The following is a 22,216-nucleotide window of genomic DNA, read 5'->3' on the forward strand; positions in this document are numbered from 1 at the left end:
CCGGTACTGACCGATGTGAAGAGGCCGGCCCCGCGGGGCCGGCCTCTTCACGTCCCCGGCGGGGCTCAGCCCTCGAAGCGGTATCCCAGCCCGCGGACGGTGACCAGCATCACCGGCTCGGACGGGTTCTCCTCGATCCGGGAGCGGATGCGCTTGATGTGCACGTCCAGCGTCTTCGTGTCGCCGAAGTAGTCGCTCCCCCACACCCGGTCGATGAGCTGCCCGCGGGTGAGCACCCGGCCGGCGTTGCGCATCAGCACCTCGAGCAGCTCGAACTCCTTCAGCGGCATGTTGATCTGCTCGCCGGCCACCGACACGGTGTGCCGGTCGATGTCCAGCGTGACCCGGCCGCCCTCCAGCACCCGCTCGTCGAGCTCGCTCTCGGCCTGCACCACGCGGCGCAGCACCGCCCGCATCCGGGCGAGCAGCTCGCGCGAGGAGTAGGGCTTCGTGACGTAGTCGTCCGCGCCGAGCTCCAGCCCGACGACGATGTCCACCTCGGAGTCCTTCGCGGTGAGCATGATGATCGGCACCGCGGAGGACTGCCGGATCTGCCGGCACACCTCGGTCCCGGGCATCCCGGGCAGCATGAGATCCAGCAGGACGATGTCGGCACCGCGCTCGCGGAACGCGTTCAGCGCGCCCGGTCCGTCCTCGGCGATCTCGACCTCGTAGCCCTCGCGGCGCAGCAGGTACGCCAGCGGGTCGGCCAGGTCGGGTTCGTCCTCGACGAGCAGGATGCGGGTCATGCGTTCTCTCCGTTCCGTACGCGCAGCCGCCCGTTGCCGGCCTTGCGTGCGCGCTTCTTCTTGGTCTTCTTCGCGGTGAGGTCGTCCTCGGTGGGGGCGTCGATCCGCGGCAGCCGCATGGTGAAGGTGGAGCCGCGCCCGGGACGCGACCACAGCCGCACCTCGCCGCCGTGGCGCTGGGTGGCGTGCTTCACGATCGACAGGCCGAGCCCGGTGCCGCCGGTGCGGCGGGAACGGGCCTCGTCGGCGCGGTAGAACCGCTCGAAGATGCGCTCGCGATCGGCCTCCGAGATGCCGATGCCCTGATCGGTGACGGCGATCTCGACCACCTCGGCATCCGCCTTGACGCCGATCCCGACGCGGGAGCCCTTCGGCGAGTACGCGATCGCGTTGGCGATGAGGTTGCCGACCGCCTCGATGAGGATCTGCGCGTCGCCGCGCACCCAGACGCCGCGGTCGCCGCCGCGGGTGAGCTCGACCCCGGCCGAGTCGGCCTGCACCGCGTGCGCCTCGATCGACGCCGCGATCACCTCGTCGATCGCCACCGGCCCCACCTCGGTCAGCCCCTCCGCGGCCTGCAGCCGGGACAGGCTCATGATCCGGCCGGTGAGCTGCCCGAGCCGGGCGGCCTCGGCGGAGATGCGGGCGGCGAAGATGCGCACCTGCTCGGGGTCGTCGGCCGCGGATTCGATGGCCTCGGCGAGGAGGCTCACGGCCCCCACCGGCGTCTTCAGCTCGTGGCTGGTGTTGGCCACGAAGTCGTTGCGCATCTGATCGAGCCGCTCGCGCTCGGTCACGTCCCGGATGATGAGCAGCGTCAGCCGCGAGCCGACCGCGCTGGCACGCGCCGAGACGAGCCGCGGGTCGAGCCCGGCTCCGCCGCGGGTCAGCCGCAGCGTCTCGGTGGCGGTGCCGCCGCTGCCGCGCACCCCGCGGACCAGCTGGCGCAGCTCCGGGTTCTCCAGCACCGATCCCGCCTCGATCCCGAACCGGGTGGCCGCCTGCGAGGTTGCGACCACGAGACCGGAGGCGTCCAGCACGCACGCGGCGTCGTCCATCCCCGCCAGCACGTCGGTGATCCCGGTCGGGATCGCGTTCGAGGTCTCCTCGGCGACGCGCGCCCGGGTGCGGTACGCCCAGACGAGCAGGAGGGTGACACCGACGCCGATCATCACTCCGATGGCGAGTGCGATCAGCGCGAGCTGCGGTGAGGGCATGCCTCCAGAGTAGGGCCCGTTCACCCGTCGTCCCGTGGCTCAGCGGCCCCTGCGCGGGCGGTGCGGGCTAGTATTCACGTTCTGGGCACCGTTCGTTAACCTTCGACGAACACAATCGGCTCTGGTCCGCGCCGCCGTGCGCGTCCGATTCGGCCCGAGCCCCGCCGAGCCCACGACGAAAGGTTGCGCCGACATGCGCGAAGTCTTCCACCAGTCCCTCGAGGACCTCCAGTCCCGCCTGGTCGAGATCTCCGATCTGGTGACGATTGCGATCGAGAAGGCGACCCGTGCATTCGCGCAGAGCGACGTGGCCCTGGCCGAGGAGGTCATCGCCGACGACGCGAAGATCGACCACCTCGCCGTCGCCCTGGACGAGCAGGCCATCGAGATCCTCGCCCGCCAGCAGCCGGTCGCCCGCGACCTGCGGATCGTCATCACCGCGCTGCGCGTGAGCGCCTCGCTCGAGCGGATGGGCGACATGGCCGAGCACATCGCCCAGCTCGCGCGGCTGCGGTTCCCCGAGCGCGCGATCCCGAAGGGGCTGAAGAGCACCTTCAAGCGGATGGGCGAGCTGGACGTGGAGATCTCCCGCACCCTGAGCGACCTGCTGCGCACCCAGGATCTGCGCCACGCCGACGCGATCCGCAACGCGGACGACGACGTGGACGAGCTGCACCTCAGCGTGTTCGAGAAGGTGCTCAGCGACAACTGGAAGGGCGAGGCGACCGCGACCGTGGACGCCACCCTGGCCAGCCGGTACCACGAGCGCTTCGCCGACCACGCCGTGGCCGTGGCGAAGAAGGTCGTCTACCTGTCCACCGGCGACTGGACCGTGGACGAGCAGGACATCGCCCTCGCCGCCGAGGCGCAGGAGGAGCGCAACTAGCTCCCCGGCCCCCGCGCGATCCCGGACCCCGGCGCGCTCCGCGCCCCCGGCCGGGCGCGGCCGAAGTCCGACGCCAGCCACGCCTCCACCGACGCCTCGGGGAACGGACGCTCTCGAGCCGTGCCCGGCGCGGGCTCGGCATCCGTCACCCGATCCAGGCGGAACAGCCGCCAGTCGTCGCGGTCCACGTCGAAGGCGACCAGGTACCAGACGTCGCCGCGCAGCACATGACGGTACGGCTCGGTGAGCCGCCGCGTGGCGCGGCCCTCCCCGTCGGTGTAGGAGAACCGCACCCGGGTGCCGGCGGCCACGGCATCCGCGATCGTGCCGATCACCGCCACGTCCACGGCGGGACGGATGCCGGTGCGGAGCACCTGGGTCGACAGCGCCACCGCGCGGGCCCGCCGGGCGAGCCGCGGCGGCAGCACCTGCGCGAGCTTCCCGGCGGCGGCGACGGCGGCCTCGTCCTCCGGCGCCCAGGCCGCGAGCACACCGAGCCCGGCGGCGACGGCCGCGACCTCGTCCTCGGTGAACAGCAGCGGCGGGATGCGCACACCCGGATGCAGCCGGTATCCCGATCCCGGCCCCGGACGCGACCGGACGTCGTATCCGAGGTCGCGCAGCCGACGGGCATCCCGCCGCACCGTGCGCTCGCTCACGCCGAGCCGCCGCGCCAGCAGCCCCGCGGGCAGATCCCCGCCGGCCTGCAGCAGGGACAGCAGGCGCAGAGCGCGGTCGGTCGGCGTCACGCTGCGAGTCTCGCACGGGATGCGGACAGAAGTCGTCCTCATCCGCCCGTAGCGTGACAGCCGGAGAGGAGAACACATGAGGATCGCTGTCACCACGCCGAACGGGCACGTCGGCCGCCACCTCACCCGCGCCCTGATCAGGGCGGGGGTGCGTCCCCGGGTCCTGCTCCGGGATGCCGGCCGGCTGGACGCGGAGCTGCGGGACGTCGTCGACGTCGCCGAGGCCGATTCCCGCGTCGCGGAGGACGTCGTGGCCGCCACCCGCGGCGTCGACGCACTGCACTGGATCAGCCCGCCCGCCGCGGGCGACGACCCGCTCGCGGAGTACGCCCGCGCCCGCGAGGCGCTCGTGCGGGCGGTCACCGCCAACGGCATCCGCCGGGTGGTGTTCCAGAGCAGCGTCGGGGCGGAGAAGCGGCACGGCGCCGGCGAGATCGACGGACTCGCGGCCACCGAGGTCGCGCTGGACGAGCTCGGCATCGACGTCGTGCATCTGCGCTGCGGCTACTTCTTCACCAACCTCGCGTTCCAGGTGGACGCCATCCGCGCCGGGACGATCCCGGTGCTGCTGCCGCCGGATGCCCGGATGCCGTGGGTCGCCCCGCGGGACATCGCAGAGGTCGCGGCCGGACTGCTGCTGAACACCGGGTGGTCGGGCCGGCGGGTGCAGGCGGCGCACGGCCCCGCCGACCTCAGCTGGAACGACGTCGCGGCGCTGCTGACCGCGGAGATCGGACGCCGCGTCACGGCCGAGCGGATCGCCGACGAGGAGATGCGCGAGGCCTACCTGTCGATGGGGATGTCCCCGGCATGGGCGGACGCCATGATCGGCATGTCGGCCGGTCTGCGCGACGGGTTCGTGCCGGAGCAGCCGCGGACCGTGGCATCCACCACGCCCACCACGCTGCGGTCGTGGATCCGCGACGAGCTGGCCGCGATCGTGTGACGGATGCGGGGAGGGGCGGATGCCGCGCGGCATCCGCCCCTCCCCGTGGACCTGCGGGCTACTTCTTGCCCTGCGCGGCGACGGCCGCGGCGCCCGCGGCGGCCGCCTCGGGGTCGAGGTAGCGGCCAGGGCCGGTGGGCCGGTTCTGCTCGTCGAGCTCGTAGACGAGCGGGATGCCGGTGGGGATGTTCAGCTCCGCGATGTCGGCGTCGCTGATGCCCTCCAGGTGCTTGACCAGACCGCGCAGCGAGTTGCCGTGCGCGGTGACGAGCACGGTCTTCCCGGCGGCGAGGTCGGGGACGATCGCGCTCTCCCAGTACGGCAGGAGGCGGTCGATGACGAGCTTGAGCGACTCGGTGCGCGGCACCTCGCCGTCGATGCCGGCGTAGCGCGGGTCGTTCACCTGGCTGAACTCGCTGTGGTCGTCCAGCGGCGGCGGCGGAACGTCGAAGGAGCGGCGCCACAGCTGGAACTGCTCGGGACCGAACTCCTCCAGCGTCTGCGCCTTGTCCTTGCCCTGCAGGGCGCCGTAGTGGCGCTCGTTCAGGCGCCACGAGCGCTGCACCGGGATCCAGAGGCGATCCGCGGCGTCGAGCGCGATGTCGGCGGTCTGGATCGCGCGGCTGAGCAGCGAGGTGTGCAGCACATCGGGCAGGATGCCGGACTCCGCGAGCAGCTCGCCGCCGCGGCGCGCCTCGGCCTTGCCCTTCTCGGTGAGCCGGACGTCCACCCAGCCGGTGAAGAGGTTGAGCTCGTTCCATTCGCTCTGGCCGTGACGGAGGAGGATCAGGGTGCGCGTCATGCGTCCCAGCTTAGCGATGCACCGATGACGGGACTGTTTCGTGTCGGGCCGGGTTCGGCGGCTCTGGGGGTTCCGCGGGGATGTCCTCCCTTCGCTCGCAGAGCGGGTTCCCTCCCCGCTCTGCGAGCGGGGCCCCTCCCGATGCTCGCTCCGGGAAGGCCGCCGAACCCTCTCCGGTGACGGGGACGCAGGACGGGCGCCCTGGGGTGGGGCGGTAGGTGGGTGCGCTTCTTCCGGTCGTTGAGCGAGGACGCGCGGAGCGCGGACGAGACGAAACGCCCCGGGCGGGCAGGGTGCTCACTCCGCCGGCGCCACCGCGTCCCACGGCACGGTGAGCTCGCCGAGGCGCCAGCGGGCCGGGCGCCCGAGCACCGGCCAGCCCTCCGCCTTCACGGCGGCGACGGCTGCGGCGAACCGCTGCGTGGCGCCGAACACCGACAGACCGGCCGCGCGGTCCCACGCCTGGTCGAGAGCGGCGAGCAGCTCGTGCACGCGCTCCCCGGGGACGTTCCGGTGGATCAGCGCCTTCGGCAGCCGTTCCGCCACGACGCCCGGCCGCTCCAGCTCCGCCAGCCGGAGCGAGATCGTGAAGCGGACAGGACTCCCGTCCGGGGCGACGTCGACCCACGACGCGATCCGGCCGATCTCGTCGCAGGTGCCCTCGCACAGCATCCCGCGGGTCGCCAGGCGCGACGCCATCGCCCGCCACGCCTCCCCCACGTCGCCCTCGTCGTACTGCCGGAGCACGTTCATGGCGCGGATGACCGCCGGCCGGCGATCGTCCGGGAGCGGCACCTCGAAACCCCCGCGCGCGAACGACACCGGCAGGTCGGGCGGGAACGGGGTGCGCCCCGCGCGCACCTCGGCGAGCTGCGCGCGCGCCGTCTCGACCCGCTCCGGGTCGAGCTCCAGGCCGAGCACCTCGGCGTCGGCGCGGTGCCGTCGCAGCCGCGCGGCCAGTTCGAAGGCCGTCACCCCGCTGGCCCCGAACCCGAGGTCGACGACGAGAGGGTCGGATGCCGCGCGGAACGCCGGGCTCGCCGCGATCCACCGGTCGTTCCGCCGCAGCCGGTTCGTCCCCGTCGTCCCCCGTGTGGGCCGACCGAGCGGAGAACGCGCCATCCCCCCATTCTCCCCCGCCGGCGCGGGCATTTCGTCTCGGGCGCCCTCCGGGCGCCCTCGCTCAACGACCGGAAGGACTCAACGACCGGAGGGCGTCAGCGACCGGAAGGCGTCAGCGACGGGAGGGGCTCAAAGACCGGAAGGACTGCCGGGGGCGGCCTCCGGGCGGCGGGAGAGCCTGGTGAGGCGGGGGACGTCGGCGGTGGCCCCGGCATCCGCGGGCACGATCACCTGCTGCGCGGCGGCGATGTCCACGCCGTCGCTGCGGACGACGAGGTCGCCCTCGGGGGCGCGCCGCGACAGGATCGCGAGCGCGATCGGGCCGTCCTCGTGGTGCCGCGCGGCCGAGGTGATCCGGCCGACCTCGGCGTCGCCGGCCAGCACGGGGTCGCCGGGCGACGGCAGCACCGCGTCGCTGCCGTCCAGGTGCAGGGCGGCGAGCCGGCGCGGCGGATGCCCGAGGTTGTGCACCTTCGCGACCGTCTCCTGCCCGCGGTAGCAGCCCTTGTTCAGGTGCACCGCGCTGCGGATCCAGTCGGTCTCGTGCGGCAGGGACTTCTCGTCGACCTCGGTCGCCCAGCGCGGCCGCCACGCGGCGATGCGCAGCGCCTCCGCGGCGAGCGCCCCCGCGAACGGCACCGCGGACGGCCCCGTGAGCTCGGCATCCTCCGCGACCACGGCGACGCACCATGCGAACCCGGCGGACGGATGCCCGGCCGCCTGCGCGTACTGGTGCCCGCCGGGCTGGACCTGCGGCCACGGGTCGCGCCAGACGAGCGGCACCCCGTTCGGGGCGTACGCCGGCACCGCCGCCTCGGCCTCCCCGCCGGCGTGGAAGCCGACCAGCGCGAGCTCCGGACGCGGCGTGACGGTCACCCGCGACCGGAACACCATCCGCTGCAGCCAGGCGGCCAGTCCGTCCGCGTCCCCGGCATCCGCGATCAGCCACGTGGACACCCCGTCGTCGATGATGCCGGCGGCGTGCTCGATGTGGCCGTGCGGGTCGAGCACCAGCAGCTCCGTGCTCTCCCCCGGTCGCAGCCCGGCGACGGCCTGGGACGTGATGGAGTCCAGCCAGGTCAGCCGGTCCTCGCCGGCGACCTCGATCAGCCGGCGATCGCCGAGCGGCACCACGGCCGCACCGGCCGCCAGCCGGCGCTGCTCCGTCATCGGGTCGCCGAAGTGCGCGATGGTCTCGCCGTCTCGGACGGCCCCGGGGATGCTGCCGAGGTCCACGGTCACACCTTCGCCAGCCGGGCCGAGGCGTGCGAGGCGAGCGGGGATCCCTCGGCGGCGATGTCCCACGCCCACAGCAGGTGCCCGTCGACGAGACCGTACATGCGCGAGGCGGCGGTGTACGCCTTCGCCCCGGCGGTGCGCACCACGGCATCCGTGGCGATGTCGATGCGGGGACCGGCGATCCGCCCCAGGTACAGCTCGAGGGTGCCGTCCGAGTGCGCGAGCGACACCTCGATCGGGAAGCCGTCGGAGGTGCGCAGCTCCTCGACGTCCTCCGCGGTGCGCGCGGCGGACCTCTCGCTCGGCGGCAGCAGCGCCGGGCCCGGATCCGCCGCGGTCTGCCGGCGCGACACCCGCCAGAAGCCGGTCTCGGCCAGCAGCGGCACCGGCGGCTCGTCGCCCGTGGCGCCCAGGAACGAGGCCGTCGCGGCGTAGTTCAGGAACGGACCGCCGTCGTGGCTGAAGCTGACGCGGTGCGTGAACTCGCCCTGATGGTGATGGTCACCGGCGGTGTAGTCGATCACGCCGGTGCCCTCCCACACGCCCAGCAGCCACGACAGCGGGACGATGTCGGCGGGCAGGTCGGTCGGCAGATCGCGCACGACGTCCTCGGATCAGCGCTGGCCGCGGAACAGGTTCAGCAGCACGACGCCGGAGACGAAGGCGATCGCGAGGCTCGCCAGGCCGAGGAGGCCGAGGAAGAAGATTTCGAGCGCGACGAGGTCCATGCCTCCACTCTAGTCACTCGCCGCCACGCGCGGGCCGCGGATGCCGGGCGCGACGGGGCGCCGGATGCTCAGGCGCCGCCCAGCGCGGCCAGGGCGAAGCCGATCGAGACGATGCCCATCAGCGCCAGGGCGCCCATCACGCTGCCCGCAGTGCGCACGATGAAGCCCTGCACCCGCCCGTAGGCGAGCTGCACCGCGAAGGACAGCAGGATGATCGCGCCGAACGCGATGAGCACCCACCGCACCCGCTCGGCCTCGGGCACGAGGAACCCGAGGAGGATCGCGGTGACGAACGACACGATCCACACGGCGACGACGCCGTGGAACGCGTTGCGCGGGGCGAGGGCCGGTTCGGACATGCCCCCATTGTCACCCATGCACTGCCCCTAGCATGGTGGCGTGGCCCAGCTGCTGGTTCTCTCCGCCGACGCGGACGGCGTCCTGCCCGCGCTCGAGCTGCTCTCGCACGGGGTGCGGCAGCATCCCGCGGATGCCGCGCGCCTGGCCTCCGCGCCCGACGCCGACGTGATCGTGGTGGACGGGCGCACCCAGCTCGCGCAGGCGAAGTCGCTGTGCCGGCTGCTGGAGACCGCCGGCAACGACACCCCGGTGCTGCTGGTGGTGGGCGAGGGCGGGATGAGCGCGGTCGCGGCCGAGTGGGGATTCGACGACGTCATCCTGAGCACCGCGGGTCCGGCGGAGACGGATGCCCGCATCCGCCTGCTCCTGGCCAGGGCGGAGGCCTCCGAGCCCACCGGCGTGCACGTCTCGGGGATCACCATCGACGAGCAGTCGTACTCCGCCAAGCTGCACGGCAAGCCGCTGGACCTCACCTACAAGGAGTTCCAGCTGCTGCACTTCCTCGCCACGCATCCGTCCCGCGTGTTCACGCGCGAGCAGCTGCTCAGCGACGTGTGGGGCTACGACTACTTCGGCGGCACCCGCACCGTGGACGTGCACGTGCGGCGGCTGCGCGCGAAGCTCGGCGAGGCGGAGCACGTCATCGGGACGGTCCGCAACGTCGGCTACCGTTTCAACCTCTTCGACGACGACCACCCGCGCGCGGAATAGTTCACACGGGCGTCACCGCGCGGTGCAAGGATGTACCCCATGATGGAACCGGCACTGGCAGATGCAGGGCTCGGCGACGCCGAGGACGACGACTTCGACGCGGTCGAAGCCCCGGACGTGCTGCTCCCGGACCACCGCTACCTCGACCGCGAGCTGAGCTGGCTCGCGTTCAACCAGCGGGTGCTGGAGCTCGCCGAGGACCCGTCGCTGCCGGAGCTGGAGCGCGCGAACTTCCTCGCCATCTTCGCCAGCAACCTCGACGAGTTCTTCATGGTGCGCGTCGCCGGCCTCAAGCGCCGCATCGTCACCGGGCTGGCGGTGCCCACGAACGTCGGACGCTCCCCCAGCGACGTGCTCGCCGACATCTCCCGCGAGGCGCACAAGCTGCAGCTGCGCCACGCGGACGTGTGGACCGAGCAGGTGCGGCCCGCGCTGGCGGATGCCGGCATCGAGATCGCCGACTGGGAGGACCTCACCGACGCCGAGCGGTCCACGCTCAGCGACTACTTCCAGGCGCAGGTGTTCCCGGTGCTGATGCCGCTGGCCGTGGACCCCGCGCATCCGTTCCCGTACATCTCCGGGCTCTCGCTGAACCTCGCCATCCGCATCCGCAACGCCCGCACCGGGCGGCAGGAGTTCGCCCGCCTGAAGGTGCCGCCCATGCTGCCGCGCTTCGTCGAGGTGCCCAGCGCCGGCGAGATCACCCGGTTCATCCGGCTCGAGGAGCTCATCGCCAACCACCTCGACGACCTCTTCCCCGGCATGGAGGTGCTCGACCACCACGCGTTCCGGCTCACCCGCAACGAGGACGTGGAGATCGAGGAGGACGAGACCGAGAACCTCATCCAGGCCCTCGAGGCCGAGCTGCTCCGGCGCCGCTTCGGGCCGCCGATCCGGCTCGAGATCACCGACGACATGGACGACGTCACCCTCGAGCTGCTGCTGAAGGAGCTCGACATCACCGACCAGGAGGTGTACCGGCTGCCGGGGCCGCTGGACCTGCGCGGCCTGTTCGACCTGGCCCGCGTCGACCGCCCGGACCTGCGCTACCCGCCGCACGTGCCGACCACGGCCCTCGCCTTCCAGCCCGGCGACAGCAACGAGCGCCCCGACATCTTCAAGGCGATCGGCAAGGCGGACGTGCTCGTGCACCACCCCTACGAGTCGTTCGCGACCAGCGTCCAGGCGTTCCTGGAGCAGGCCGCCCGCGACCCGCACGTGCTCGCCATCAAGCAGACCCTGTACCGCACCTCGGGCGACAGCCCGGTCGTGCAGGCTCTCATCGACGCCGCCGAGGCGGGCAAGCAGGTGCTCGCCCTGGTCGAGGTGAAGGCCCGCTTCGACGAGGCCAACAACATCGTGTGGGCCCGCAAGCTGGAGAAGGCCGGCGTGCACGTGGTCTACGGACTGGTCGGGCTGAAGACGCACTGCAAGCTCGCGCTCGTCATCCGCGAGGAGGACGGCGTGCTGCGGCACTACTCGCACGTCGGCACCGGCAACTACAACCCGAAGACCAGCCGCATCTACGAGGACTTCGGCCTGTTCACCGCCGACCCGCAGGTGGGCAAGGACCTCACCCGCCTGTTCAACGAGCTCAGCGGCTACGCGATCGAGAAGAAGTTCAAGCGCCTGCTGGTCGCTCCGCTGCACCTGCGCAAGGGCCTGCTGCGGCACATCGACAACGAGCGCAAGAACGCCGAGGCCGGCCGGCCCGCGCACATCCGGATCAAGGTCAACTCGATGGTCGACGAGCAGATCATCGACGCGCTGTACCGCGCCAGCCAGGCCGGCGTCCGGGTGGACGTGTGGGTGCGCGGCATCTGCAGCCTGCGCGTGGACCTGCCCGGCATCAGCGACAACATCACGGTGCGCAGCATCCTCGGCCGCTACCTGGAGCACTCCCGGATCTTCGCCTTCCACAACGACGGCGACCCCCAGGTGTTCATCGGCAGCGCCGACATGATGCACCGCAACCTCGACCGGCGGGTGGAGGCGCTGGTGCGGGTGGGCGACCCGGCGCACGTGCACGAGCTGGTGTCGCTGTTCGACGCCGCGATGGACGACGGCATCGCCTCCTGGCACCTCGGCGCCGGCGGCGTGTGGACCCGACACGCCGAGGATGCCGCCGGCGAGCCGCTCGCGGATCTGCAGGATCGGACCATGTCCGAGATCCAGCGTCGCCGTCGCAAGCGAACGGCCCGATGACCGACACGGCCGTGTACGCGGCGGGCGCCGTGGTGTGGCGCCTGGTCGAGGGCAAGCTGAGGGTCCTGCTCATCCACCGCACCAAGTACCGCGACGTGACGCTGCCCAAGGGCAAGGTCGACCCGGGCGAGACGCTCGCCGAGACGGCGGTGCGCGAGGTGCGCGAGGAGACCGGCATCCGCGTCAGCCTCGGCGTGCCGGTCGGGGTCAGCCGCTACCACCTGCGCCCCCGGCGGCAGAAGGTGGTGCACTACTGGGCCGCGGAGGCCACCGAGGAGGCGATCCGCGCCTCCAGCTTCGTGCCGAACGGCGAGATCTCCGGGATCGAGTGGGTGAGCCTGAAGAAGGCGCGGGCGCGTCTGAGCTACCCGGTGGACGTGGAGATCCTCGAGGCGTTCGCGCACCTCGTCGACGACGGCGTGCTGCACACCTTCCCGGTGATCGCGCTGCGGCACGCGAAGGCCCTGCCGCGCTCGGAATGGGACGGGCCGGATGCCGAGCGCCCGCTCACCGAGCGCGGGATGCGCCAGGCGAAGGCGATCGTCGGGCCGCTGCGCGCGTTCGGCGTGCGCCGCATCGTCACCAGCGACGCCGTGCGCTGCGTGCAGAGCGTCGCGCCGCTGGCCAAGAAGATCGGCCGCACGCCGGTGCGGACCGCGAAGATCAGCCAGGACGCGTGGGAGGCCGGCACCGCCGACATCCGCTCCGTGATCGGCAAGCGGGTGCGTGCGCGCAAGCCCGCCGTGGTGTGCAGCCACGGGCCGGTGCTGCCGGCGATCATGTCCGAGATCGCCCTGGCCACCGGGACGCTGCAGGGGTCGTACGTGGGCAGCGCGAGCGCCCTGGACGTCGCGGCCTTCTCGGTCGTGCACCTGTCGCTGACGAATCCGGGATCCGGCATCATCTCGATCGAGACGCACGAGCCGCGGGTCTGAGCGCGAAGCGGGGCGCCCACGCACCGTGGGTCTGGGCTCGAACGGCCGGTCCGCGGGCGACGTTCCCCGTCCCCGAGCCGTTCACCTGCTGTTCACCTGCGTGGGTGAGTCTCGTTAACCGTCCCTCCTAACGTCACTGTGTGCCCTGCACCGGGCCTCTACCCATCCACGATCGAACGGATCCACAGTGAAGATCACCCGAATCGCTCGAATCGGCGCCATCGGCGCCGTCGCCGCCCTCGCCCTCGCCGGCTGCGCCGCGAACGAGGGCACCGCGCCGGAGGGCTCCGAGGCTCCGGCCGCCTCGAACCTCGAGGGCACGCTCAAGGCCACCGGCGCATCGTCGCAGGGTTCGGCGCAGGAGGCGTGGGTCGCCGCGTTCCAGACCGCCAACCCGAACGTCACCATCAACTACGAGCCGACCGGCTCGGGCACCGGCCGTGAGAACTTCCTCGCCGGCGCGAGCGACTTCATCGGCTCCGACCGCGCGTTCAAGGACGACGAGGTCGCCGCGGGCGGCTTCGGCACCTGCGCCTCGGACGCGATCGTCGAGGTCCCGCTGTACATCTCCCCCGTCGCCGTCGCGTTCAACCTCGAGGGCATCGAGTCGCTGAACCTGGACGCGAAGACCATCGCGGGCATCTTCGCCGGCACCATCACGAAGTGGAACGACCCGGCCATCGCCGCGCAGAACGACGGCGTCGAGCTGCCCGACCTGGCCATCTCGCCGGTGCACCGCTCCGACGACTCGGGCACCACCGAGACCTTCACCGGCTACCTCGCCGCGACCGCCCCCGACGTGTGGACCCACGAGCCCGACGGCGAGTGGCCGGTCCAGGGCGGCGAGGCCGCGCAGGGCACCTCCGGCGTGGTGCAGGCGATCAAGTCCGGCAACGGCGCGATCGGCTACGCCGACGCCTCGCAGACCGAGGGCCTGGGCCAGGTGCACGTCGAGGTGGCCGGCGAGTACGTCGAGTACTCCGCCGAGGCCGCCGCGGCGCTGGTGGAGAGCTCGCCGCTGGTCGAGGGCCGCGGCGCCGGCGACCTGGTCTTCGACGTCGACCCCGCCGCCGCCGAGAAGGGCTCCTACCCGATCGCCCTGGTCAGCTACCTGATCGCGTGCGAGGAGTACGAGGACAACAACACCGCCGCGCTGGTGAAGGCGTACTTCGAGTACATCGCCAGCGAGGAGGGCCAGCAGGCCGCCGCCGACAACGCCGGCAGCGCCCCGATCTCGGAGGGCCTCCGCGAGAAGGTCCTCGCCGCGATCGACACGATCAAGGTCGACTGACCGCCGCATGACGGTCCGCTGACGCCGGTGCCCTCGCGCTCCCCGGAGCGCGAGGGCCCTGGGCCGTCAGGGAACGACCCGCCGGCATCCCGCATCCCCGCCCGACAGCCGGCATCCGCATCCCAGCCCGAAACAGGAGACCATGAGCACGACGACCACGAAGGCGCCGCCCGCCTCGCCGGGCACGCCCGCCGCGCGACCGGCGCCTGCGCCGATCAAGGCCAAGCAGCGCCTGGGCGACCGGGTCTTCTCGGGCACGGCGCTGGGCGCCGGCATCATCATCCTCATCGTCCTCGCGGCGGTCGCGACGTTCCTCGTCGTGCAGAGCCTGCCCGCGTTCGCGCCGGACACGAGCGACAACCACATCCTCCAGGGCGAGTCGTTCTGGGAGTACGTGGGCCCCCTCGCGTTCGGCACCGTGTGGGCGTCGTTCCTGGCGCTGCTGATCGCCACGCCGATCTCGATCGGCATCGCCCTGTTCATCTCGCACTACGCGCCGCGCCGCCTGGCCGGCGTGCTCGGCTACATCATCGACCTGCTCGCCGCGGTCCCCTCGGTCGTCTTCGGCCTCTGGGGCGGCCTGGTGCTGGCCCCGCTGCTGCAGCCGGTGTACGCGTGGCTGAACGAGAACGCCGCCTGGGTGCCGATCTTCGGCGGCCAGGTCTCCTCGACCGGCCGCACGATCATGACCGCCGCGCTCGTGCTCGCGGTCATGGTGATCCCGATCATGACCGCCATCTGCCGCGAGGTGTTCCTGCAGACCCCGAAGCTGCACGAGGAGGCCGCCCTCGCCCTCGGCGCCACCCGCTGGGAGATGGTCCGGATGGCGGTGCTGCCCTTCGCCCGCGGCGGCATGGTCTCGGCCGTGATGCTCGCCCTGGGCCGCGCCCTCGGCGAGACGATGGCGGTGACCATGGTGCTCTCCCCCTCGGCGGTGGTCAGCTTCCTGGTGCTCACCTCCACCAACCCGACGCCCATCCCGGCGAACATCGCCCTCGCCTTCCCGGAGGCGCACGACACCGGCGTGAACACGCTGATCGCCACCGGCCTGATCCTGTTCGTCGTCACCTTCGCGGTGAACGCCGTGGCGCGCTGGATCGTCGCGCGCCGGGCCGAGTTCTCGGGAGCGAACTGACATGACCGTCCTCACCGCACCCGTCGTCTCCGGCGGCTCGCTCACCTCCGGCCGGCTCCCGCGCTGGGCGCCGTGGGCGCTGCTCGGGGCGTGCCTGGCCGTGTCCTTCGTCGTGTTCGGCGTCGCGTCCATCGGCGCCGACCTGGCCGACTTCAACATCGCCGGGGCCGTGATCGTCGGCGTCCTGCTGTACATGGTGCTCATCACGGTGCTCTCGTCGATCGTCGAGAGCCGCCGCAAGGCCGTCGACCGGCTGATGACGGCGCTCGTGGCGACCGCGTTCACGATCGCCCTGCTACCGCTGATCTCGCTGCTGTGGACGGTCGTCGCGAACGGCCTGCAGCGCTTCGACGCCGAGTTCTTCAGCTTCTCGATGCGCAACATCGTCGGCGACGGCGGCGGCATCGTGCACGCCATCTGGGGCACCGTCCTGGTCACCCTGACCGCCGCCGTGATCTCGGTCCCGATCGGGCTGATGACCTCCATCTACCTCGTCGAGTACGGCCGCGGCCGCATCGCGAAGGGCATCACCTTCCTGGTGGACGTGATGACCGGCATCCCGTCGATCGTCGCCGGTCTGTTCATCTACTCGGTGTTCGCCCTCTTCGTCCGCCCCGGCATCTCGATGGGCTTCATGGGCGCGCTGGCCCTCGCCGTGCTGATGGTGCCGGTGGTGGTGCGCGGCAGCGAGGAGCTGCTGCGGATCGTGCCGAACGAGCTGCGCGAGGCCGCCTACGCGCTGGGCGTGCCGAAGTGGCTGACCATCCTCAAGGTCGTGCTGCCCACCTCGATGGCCGGCATCACCACCTCGGTCATGCTGGCCATCGCCCGCGTCATCGGCGAGACCGCGCCGCTGCTGCTGACCGCCGGATTCACCGCGAGCCTGAACACGAACATGTTCAACGGCCAGATGATGACCCTGCCGGTGTTCGCCTACAGCCAGTACATGAACCAGGGCGCGCACGCGGATGCATCCGTCGCCCGCGCCTGGGCGTCCGCGCTCACCCTCATCCTCATCGTCATGCTGCTGAACCTGCTCGCGCGCCTGATCGCCAAGTGGTTCGCCCCGAAGACCAACGGCCGCTGAGCCGCAACCCGAAGGAACCCCCGTGTCCAAGAGCATCGAAGTCAACGACCTGAACGTCTACTACGGCGACTTCCTCGCCGTCGAGGGCGTCTCGCTCGACATCCAGCCGCGCAGCGTCACCGCGTTCATCGGCCCGTCCGGGTGCGGCAAGTCCACGTTCCTGCGCACCCTGAACCGGATGCACGAGGTCATCCCGGGCGCCCGCGTCGAGGGCGAGGTGCTGCTGGACGGCAAGGACCTCTACGGCCCCGGCGTCGACCCGGTGCTGGTGCGCCGCCAGGTGGGCATGGTGTTCCAGCGTCCGAACCCGTTCCCGACGATGTCGATCCGCGAGAACGTGCTGGCCGGCGTGAAGCTGAACAACAAGCGCATGTCCCGCTCGGACGAGGACGCCCTCGTCGAGAAGTCGCTGATGGGCGCGAACCTGTGGAACGAGGTCAAGGACCGGCTCGACAAGCCCGGTTCGGGTCTCTCCGGCGGTCAGCAGCAGCGTCTGTGCATCGCGCGGGCGATCGCGGTCGCCCCGGAGGTGCTGCTGATGGACGAGCCGTGCTCGGCCCTCGACCCGATCTCGACCTACGCGATCGAGGAACTCATCGAGGAGCTGAAGAACGAGTACACCATCGTCATCGTGACGCACAACATGCAGCAGGCGAGCCGCGTGTCGGACAAGACCGCGTTCTTCAACATCGCCGGCACGGGCAAGCCCGGCAAGCTGATCGAGTACGACGACACCCGGACGATCTTCACCACCCCGTCCGTGCAGGCGACCGAGGACTACGTCTCCGGCCGCTTCGGGTGAATTCTCGTGATGGCGCCGGTCGCGTCCCCGGCGCCCGGGTTCAGCGCGGGGAGAGCAGGTAGGCGTTCAGCGACGCCGTGAGGTCGGGGTCGGTGGGCAGCGGTGCGCCGTCGACGGCCGTGATCGGCGCGGCGAGACGGATGCTGGAGACCAGCCACGCGGCATCCGCTTTCGCCAGGTCGGATGCCGTGAGCGTGGCGTACTCGGCCTGGAAGCCCTGCTTCTCGAGCCATTCGTACACGCTCAGCTGGGTCGTGCCGTGCAGGATGCCGCCGGACGGCGCCGGGGTGAGGAACCGGTCGCCGGTGCGGATGATGAGCGACGCCGTGGGCGCCTCGAGCACGTAGCCGTCGCTGGTGACGAACACGGCGTCGTCGGCGCCGCGGCGGCGGGCCTCGCGCAGCGCCGCCATGTTCACCGCGTAGGACAGGGTCTTCGCGCCGAGCAGCAGCCAGGGCGCGCGCTCGGCGGCGCCGAGGTCGTAGCCGCGGTCGAGGGTGACCACCCGGACGCCGTCCCGCCGCACCGCGCTGAAGTCGGGCGCGGGTGCGGCCGTCGCCCAGGCGGTGGGGGCCGGGCCGTGCTCCACGCCGCGGCTGAGGATGAGCTTGATCACGGCCTCGCCCGGCGGGCAGGCGGATGCCGCGCGCTGCACGGCCTGACGCCACTGCTCCAGGTTCGGGGCCGGCAGGTCGCACAGCTTCGCGGAGTGCGCGAGGCGCTGCACGTGGGGCTCGACCTCCTGCGCGTGCCGGTCGATCACGCCGATCGACTCGAACACACCGTCGCCCCGCTGGGTGCTGAGCTCGCCGACGCTGAGCGCCGGCGCGGACGGATCCACCTCGGTGAAGGTGTCGGAGAAGTCGGCGCGGTCGTCCGCGGCGTCGGCGGGGGTGATCATGAGGGCGAACCGGGCTGCCATGGGAACGAGCTTAGGGCTCCGGGGAATACCCCGCCGCCGGACGCGTTACACTTGATCGGCCGGGCCGCATAACCCCGGGCTCCAACTTCTGCCGCTGCGAGCGGCCTTCCGCCGAGAGGCGTTCTTGCGGCCCGGCCCTTTCATGTCCGGGCGGGTCTGCGCCGGGCGTGGGCCGGGGGCATCCCGCCGTCGCGTCCGTCGTCGCTTCCGCCGCCGCATCCGTCCGTGCATCCGCCCCCACCGCATCCGCCGCCCCATCCCCGCCGGGAGAATCCCGCACCTCCCGCGGCCGTCCGCCATGCGGAAAGCTCCTCGCGACAGCGCACTCCTCCGCCGCCGGGAGAATCCCGCACCTCCCACGCCCGTCCCCCATGCGGAAAGCTCCTCGCGACGGCGCACTCCTCCACTGCCGGGAGAATCCCGCACGCCCGAGGGCCCTCGCGGATGCAAGAACCTCCCGACGGCGCTGTCCCGACCCCGCCGGGAGAAACCCGCACCTCCCGAGGGCCCTCGGATGCAAGAACCTCCCAGCGCCGGCGCTCCGATCCCGCCGGGAGAAACCCGCACCTCCCGGGACCGACTCCCGTGCCGAAAGCTCCCGACGACGCCGCGCCCCTTCACTGCCGGGAGAAACCCGCACCTCGCGGCTCCGTTTCCCATGCGGAAAGCTCCCGACGACCGGGGCACCCTTCAACGCCGGGAGAATCCCGCACCCCCGAGGGGCCTCCTGGATGCGAGAAGCTCCCGGCGACCGCGAAGGCGGACCGGCCGGGCGGAGGCAGGCCCGTCAGGTCAGGGCGCCACGGCGCCAGGCGGAGGCGGAGGCGGTGAGGTCGTCGGCGTACGTGCTCAGCCGCAGGGCGCGGCGCGTGAGGTCGCTGGCGCGCCCGGGCTCGGTGGCCTCGTAGTCGTCTGCGGTGTGCGTGGCCCCGGATGCCTGCACCCGGCAGTACGCCGCGGCGCGATCCAGGGCGACCGCGAAGTCGCCGCGGAAGACGCCGCGCAGGATCGTGTCCACCAGGGCGACGAGCTCGCCGGGGCCGGCGGGTGCAGGAGCGCCGGCGATCACGGCATCCGCCGAACGAAGCTCCACGCGCCCGCGCTCGTACAGCATCGCCGTGGTCGTGGCATCCGAGCGGATCGCGATCTGCAGCAGATAGAGCCGCCACAGTGCGCCCGGAAGCGACCGCGCAGGTGCGTGCGACCACAGCTCGGCAATCTCATCGATGCCGTGCTCCGACGCGAAGGCGATCAGCCGTTCCGCAGTCTCCCCCGTCTCGTCCCGACGCGTGCGCTCCAGCAGCGCCGCCGCCGTCGCGTGCGCGACGCGCGCCTGCTCGGCCGGGTCCGCGGCTCCGACGATGTTGTCGAAGGATTCCGGCGGCCGGCGAACGGGGCGATGGAACTGCTCTGGCACCCGATCCAGGGTACGCCGGTCGGCCGCGAAGCTCATCGATGTCCCCGGCTCAGCGTAGCGTGGCGATGACCGAATTGAGGAGACGAGATGACCGACGGAGAGGTGCCCCCGGGGAATTCCGACATCCCGACCCACCGGTTAAAAGCCGGTTGCTCTGCCTCTGAGCTACGGGGGCAGACGCCTGCACAGAAGAGGTGCGGCACCTGCCAGAAGTTTAGACCACTCACAGATTTCAACCGGAAGTCCTCCCGCCCGGACGGGCTGCAAGAGGTCTGTCGCGAATGCAACCGCGAGTCGTCTCGTGCGTACTACCGACGCAATCGCGAGCATCACATCTCTGTCATCCGGGCTCGCACGGTTGCCCAGAGGGAAAGGAGCATCGCCTTTATCGCCGAGTACTTGAGCCAGCACCCTTGCGTGGATTGCGGAATTGCCGATGTTCGTGTGCTCGACTTCGACCACCGCCCAGGTACGGCGAAGCGTGACGGCGTCATGCAGCTGGTTCGCAACGGCTTCAGCATCCCGATCCTCACCGCCGAGATCGCCAAGTGCGATGTCCGGTGTCGCAACTGCCATGCGATCGTCACATATGAACGCATGGGGGACAACTGGCGATCGTCCGCGGCCGCGGCGGGCGCTCCTGCCGAAGACACCAAGGAACCGAACCCATCGCGTCCTCTCCCAGCCGCGCCGCGCACCGTCGATCACCGGCCTCGATAACACGATCCCGGGTCGACGACCACCCCCTCGCTCGCGCCCGGCCGCCGTTGCATGCTGTTCCTCGTCCCCACTCTGAGGACGTCACCACGGAACACAGGGAAAGGATGAACCATGGCGAACGTGTCGGACGCGAAGGTCGCATTCCTGGCCACGAACGGGTACGAGGACAGCGAGCTCACCTCCCCCTGGCAGGCGCTCACCGGCGCCGGTGCGACGGCGACCATGGTGTCGCCGACGGCGGACGAGATCACCGGCAAGAACGGGCACGTGCAGACCGTGGACCTGCACGTCGCGGACGCGTCGGCCGACGACTTCGACGCGCTCGTCCTCCCTGGCGGCGTCGTGAACGCCGACCACCTGCGCATGGACGAGGACGCCGTGGCGTTCGTGCGGGCCTTCTTCGAGCAGCACAAGCCCGTGGGCGTGATCTGCCACGGCGCGTGGATCCTCATCGAGGCCGGCGTCGTGGACGGCCGCACCCTGACCAGCTACCCCAGCCTGGCCACCGACCTGCGCAACGCGGGCGCCGCGTGGGTCGACCGGGAGGTGGTCGTCGACCAGGGCCTCGTCTCCAGCCGCACCCCGGACGACCTGCCCGCCTTCAACGCGAAGGTCCTGGAGGAGGTCGCCGAGGGCGCGCATCGCGGCCAGACCGCCTGAGCGCCGCGAGCAGCCGCACGTCCGCCGGCCGGATGCCGCTGCCGCGAGCCGACGCACGTCCGACAGACGGATGCCGCGGCCGCGAGCCGACGCACGTCCGCCGGCCGGATGCCGCGCGCAGACCGGCCTAGGGACGCGGCACGTCGACGATGCGCTCGATGCCGGTGAGCTCCGCCGCCACGGCGCCGCCGCTCGCCGCCGACACCTCCGCGGAGAGCGCGGCGGCCGCGTCCCCGGGCGACCACACCTCGAGCACGGCCTGCGCGCCGTAGCGCGTCTCGCCCAGCACGACCTCGCGCCGAGCGGCCCAGTCGCGGAGCAGGTGGTCGTAGCGTCCGGCATCCGCATGCCGCACTGCGATGCGCACCTGCTGCAACGTCCGTCGGTCGACGAGCCGGGCGCCGTCGAGCGCCTCGGACACCGCCGAGGAGTAGGCCCGCACGAGCCCGCCCGCGCCGAGCTTGACCCCGCCGAAGTAGCGCGTGACCACCGCGACGACGTCGGTGAGGCGGCGCCGGCGCAGCACCTCGAGCATCGGCATCCCCGCCGTCCCCGACGGCTCGCCGTCGTCCGAGGAGCGTGCGCGGTCGCCGTACAGCCCGAGGACCTGCGCGCTGCAGTGGTGCCGCGCATCCCACGCCCGGCGGCGGGCGCCGGCGATCACGGCATCCGCCTCCTCGACGGATGCCACGGGTGCGACGTGCGCGAGGAAGCGGGACTTCCGGATCACGAGCTCGTGGTCCACCGGCTCCGCGATCGTGGCAGGGAGATCGGCGGAGTCGGCGTGCACCCTCCCAGGCTACGGCCCGCTTCAGTTGCGCTTCAGCCGCGACCGGCCAGACTGGCAGGATGCGGATACTGCTCGTGGACGACGAGGTGCGCCTCGCCGACGGCATCCGTCGCGGTCTGGAGGCGGAGGGCATGGTCGTCGACGTCGCGCATACCGGGCCCGACGGCCTGCGGATGGCGAGCGACCACGACTACGACGCCATCGTCCTCGACGTGATGATGCCCGGCATGAGCGGCTACCGCGTGTGCCAGGCGCTGCGCGCGGCCGGGATCTGGACCCCGGTGCTGTTCCTCACCGCGAAGGACGGCGAGTGGGACGAGGTGGAGGGCCTGGACACCGGAGGCGACGACTGGCTGACCAAGCCGTTCTCCTATCCGGTGCTCGTCGCCCGGCTGCGTGCCCTCGTGCGTCGCGGCGGACGGGAGCGCCCGGCGGTGCTGGAGGCCGGCGACCTGCGCCTGGACCCGGCCGCCCGACGCGTCTTCCGCGGCGGGACCGAGGTCTCCCTCACCGCGCGCGAGCTGGCGGTGCTGGACTTCCTGATGCGGCGCCGCGGCGAGGTCGTCACCAAGCCCGAGGTCATCGCGAACGTGTGGGGCTCGGACTTCGACGGGGACGCCAACATCGTCGAGGTGTACATCGGGCATCTGCGCGGCAAGATCGACCGCCCGTTCGGGCGCGAGGCCATCGAGACGGTGCGGGGCGCCGGCTACCGGCTCGCCGCCGGGGGCGGCTGAGATGGC

23 protein-coding genes and 1 tRNA gene are annotated in these 22,216 nt (G+C 71.9%); 11 read left to right on the forward strand and 13 right to left on the reverse strand.

What is annotated here, in order from left to right:
- Positions 1-65 precede the first annotated feature (65 nt).
- Both JRG78_RS09715 and JRG78_RS09720 read right to left on the reverse strand, forming a co-directional pair.
- Positions 66-749, reverse strand: a complete 684-nt coding sequence (locus tag JRG78_RS09715; RefSeq protein WP_259606481.1) for a response regulator transcription factor — start codon at positions 747-749, stop codon at positions 66-68.
- Positions 746-1,966: a sensor histidine kinase gene (locus tag JRG78_RS09720; protein ID WP_259606482.1), complete on the reverse strand. Its 1,221-nt coding sequence runs from the start codon at positions 1,964-1,966 to the stop codon at positions 746-748. Before JRG78_RS09720 ends, JRG78_RS09715 begins: the two co-directional genes overlap by 4 nt.
- Positions 1,967-2,159: 193 nt before the next feature.
- Here JRG78_RS09720 and phoU point away from each other — a divergent pair, with 193 nt between their 5' ends.
- Entirely contained in the window at positions 2,160-2,852 is a 693-nt protein-coding gene (gene phoU / locus JRG78_RS09725; RefSeq protein ID WP_259606483.1) for a phosphate signaling complex protein PhoU, read from the forward strand.
- Here phoU and JRG78_RS09730 read toward each other — a convergent pair.
- Positions 2,849-3,601: a helix-turn-helix transcriptional regulator gene (locus JRG78_RS09730; protein WP_272653349.1), complete on the reverse strand. Its 753-nt coding sequence runs from the start codon at positions 3,599-3,601 to the stop codon at positions 2,849-2,851. The genes phoU and JRG78_RS09730 overlap by 4 nt on opposite strands.
- A gap of 76 nt (positions 3,602-3,677) precedes the next feature.
- Here JRG78_RS09730 and JRG78_RS09735 point away from each other — a divergent pair, with 76 nt between their 5' ends.
- Positions 3,678-4,547: an NmrA family NAD(P)-binding protein gene (locus JRG78_RS09735; protein ID WP_259606485.1), complete on the forward strand. Its 870-nt coding sequence runs from the start codon at positions 3,678-3,680 to the stop codon at positions 4,545-4,547.
- Between the two features lie 58 nt (positions 4,548-4,605).
- Here JRG78_RS09735 and JRG78_RS09740 read toward each other — a convergent pair whose 3' ends face one another.
- The 5 genes from JRG78_RS09740 to JRG78_RS09760 form a co-directional block, all read right to left on the reverse strand.
- Positions 4,606-5,349 (reverse strand): phosphoglyceromutase, encoded by a 744-nt coding sequence (locus tag JRG78_RS09740; protein ID WP_259606486.1) that lies wholly within the window; start codon positions 5,347-5,349, stop codon positions 4,606-4,608.
- Positions 5,350-5,646: 297 nt separating this feature from the next.
- Complete coding sequence (locus JRG78_RS09745) at positions 5,647-6,471, reverse strand: class I SAM-dependent methyltransferase (protein ID WP_259606487.1); 825 nt, start codon at positions 6,469-6,471, stop codon at positions 5,647-5,649.
- Positions 6,472-6,600: 129 nt separating this feature from the next.
- Positions 6,601-7,707 (reverse strand): CAF17-like 4Fe-4S cluster assembly/insertion protein YgfZ, encoded by a 1,107-nt coding sequence (gene ygfZ / locus JRG78_RS09750; RefSeq protein ID WP_259606488.1) that lies wholly within the window; start codon positions 7,705-7,707, stop codon positions 6,601-6,603.
- 2 nt (positions 7,708-7,709) lie between these two features.
- On the reverse strand, positions 7,710-8,312 hold the full coding sequence (locus JRG78_RS09755) for an FABP family protein (protein ID WP_259606489.1): 603 nt from the start codon (positions 8,310-8,312) through the stop codon (positions 7,710-7,712).
- Between the two features lie 194 nt (positions 8,313-8,506).
- Positions 8,507-8,797 (reverse strand): hypothetical protein, encoded by a 291-nt coding sequence (locus tag JRG78_RS09760; RefSeq protein ID WP_259606490.1) that lies wholly within the window; start codon positions 8,795-8,797, stop codon positions 8,507-8,509.
- Between the two features lie 40 nt (positions 8,798-8,837).
- Here JRG78_RS09760 and JRG78_RS09765 point away from each other — a divergent pair, with 40 nt between their 5' ends.
- The 7 genes from JRG78_RS09765 (at position 8,838) to pstB (ending at position 16,964) form a co-directional block, all read left to right on the forward strand.
- Positions 8,838-9,509, forward strand: a complete 672-nt coding sequence (locus tag JRG78_RS09765) for a response regulator transcription factor (RefSeq protein ID WP_259606491.1) — start codon at positions 8,838-8,840, stop codon at positions 9,507-9,509.
- Between the two features lie 39 nt (positions 9,510-9,548).
- Positions 9,549-11,714, forward strand: coding sequence for an RNA degradosome polyphosphate kinase (locus tag JRG78_RS09770; protein WP_259606492.1), 2,166 nt, complete (start codon positions 9,549-9,551; stop codon positions 11,712-11,714).
- The gene (locus JRG78_RS09775) at positions 11,711-12,649 is read left to right on the forward strand and encodes an NUDIX hydrolase (protein WP_259606493.1); all 939 of its coding nucleotides are present in this window, start codon (positions 11,711-11,713) and stop codon (positions 12,647-12,649) included. Before JRG78_RS09770 ends, JRG78_RS09775 begins: the two co-directional genes overlap by 4 nt.
- 187 nt (positions 12,650-12,836) lie before the next feature.
- Positions 12,837-13,940 (forward strand): phosphate ABC transporter substrate-binding protein PstS, encoded by a 1,104-nt coding sequence (gene pstS, locus JRG78_RS09780; protein ID WP_259606494.1) that lies wholly within the window; start codon positions 12,837-12,839, stop codon positions 13,938-13,940.
- 142 nt (positions 13,941-14,082) lie between these two features.
- The gene (gene pstC / locus JRG78_RS09785; protein WP_259606495.1) at positions 14,083-15,075 is read left to right on the forward strand and encodes a phosphate ABC transporter permease subunit PstC; all 993 of its coding nucleotides are present in this window, start codon (positions 14,083-14,085) and stop codon (positions 15,073-15,075) included.
- 1 nt (position 15,076) lies between these two features.
- Positions 15,077-16,162, forward strand: a complete 1,086-nt coding sequence (gene pstA / locus JRG78_RS09790; RefSeq protein ID WP_259606496.1) for a phosphate ABC transporter permease PstA — start codon at positions 15,077-15,079, stop codon at positions 16,160-16,162.
- Between the two features lie 22 nt (positions 16,163-16,184).
- Positions 16,185-16,964, forward strand: coding sequence for a phosphate ABC transporter ATP-binding protein PstB (gene pstB, locus JRG78_RS09795; RefSeq protein ID WP_259606497.1), 780 nt, complete (start codon positions 16,185-16,187; stop codon positions 16,962-16,964).
- 40 nt (positions 16,965-17,004) lie between these two features.
- On the opposite strand, the gene JRG78_RS09800 is transcribed toward pstB, so the two are convergent.
- The 4 genes from JRG78_RS09800 to JRG78_RS09815 all read right to left on the reverse strand — a co-directional run bounded on the left by JRG78_RS09800 (position 17,005) and on the right by JRG78_RS09815 (position 19,879).
- Positions 17,005-17,886, reverse strand: coding sequence for an aminodeoxychorismate lyase (locus tag JRG78_RS09800; protein WP_259606498.1), 882 nt, complete (start codon positions 17,884-17,886; stop codon positions 17,005-17,007).
- Between the two features lie 787 nt (positions 17,887-18,673).
- Positions 18,674-19,303 carry a DNA-directed RNA polymerase subunit beta gene (locus JRG78_RS09805; protein WP_259606499.1) on the reverse strand — a complete coding sequence of 210 codons (630 nt, stop codon included), beginning with the start codon at positions 19,301-19,303 and terminating at the stop codon, positions 18,674-18,676.
- Between the two features lie 103 nt (positions 19,304-19,406).
- Positions 19,407-19,478 (reverse strand) — tRNA-Lys (locus tag JRG78_RS09810).
- Positions 19,469-19,879, reverse strand: a complete 411-nt coding sequence (locus tag JRG78_RS09815) for a hypothetical protein (protein ID WP_259606500.1) — start codon at positions 19,877-19,879, stop codon at positions 19,469-19,471. Before JRG78_RS09815 ends, JRG78_RS09810 begins: the two co-directional genes overlap by 10 nt.
- 255 nt (positions 19,880-20,134) lie before the next feature.
- Here JRG78_RS09815 and JRG78_RS09820 point away from each other — a divergent pair, with 255 nt between their 5' ends.
- Positions 20,135-20,683 carry a type 1 glutamine amidotransferase domain-containing protein gene (locus tag JRG78_RS09820; RefSeq protein WP_259606501.1) on the forward strand — a complete coding sequence of 183 codons (549 nt, stop codon included), beginning with the start codon at positions 20,135-20,137 and terminating at the stop codon, positions 20,681-20,683.
- A gap of 127 nt (positions 20,684-20,810) precedes the next feature.
- Here the strand turns inward: JRG78_RS09820 and JRG78_RS09825 are convergent, their stop codons facing one another.
- Positions 20,811-21,473, reverse strand: a complete 663-nt coding sequence (locus JRG78_RS09825; RefSeq protein WP_259606502.1) for an IMPACT family protein — start codon at positions 21,471-21,473, stop codon at positions 20,811-20,813.
- Positions 21,474-21,532: 59 nt separating this feature from the next.
- On the opposite strand from JRG78_RS09825, the gene JRG78_RS09830 reads away from it, so the two are divergent.
- Positions 21,533-22,210: a response regulator transcription factor gene (locus tag JRG78_RS09830; protein WP_259606503.1), complete on the forward strand. Its 678-nt coding sequence runs from the start codon at positions 21,533-21,535 to the stop codon at positions 22,208-22,210.
- Positions 22,211-22,216 lie beyond the last annotated feature (6 nt).

This window comes from Microbacterium sp. EF45047, assembly GCF_028472845.1.
Taxonomy (GTDB): Bacteria; Actinomycetota; Actinomycetes; order Actinomycetales; family Microbacteriaceae; genus Microbacterium; species Microbacterium neungamense.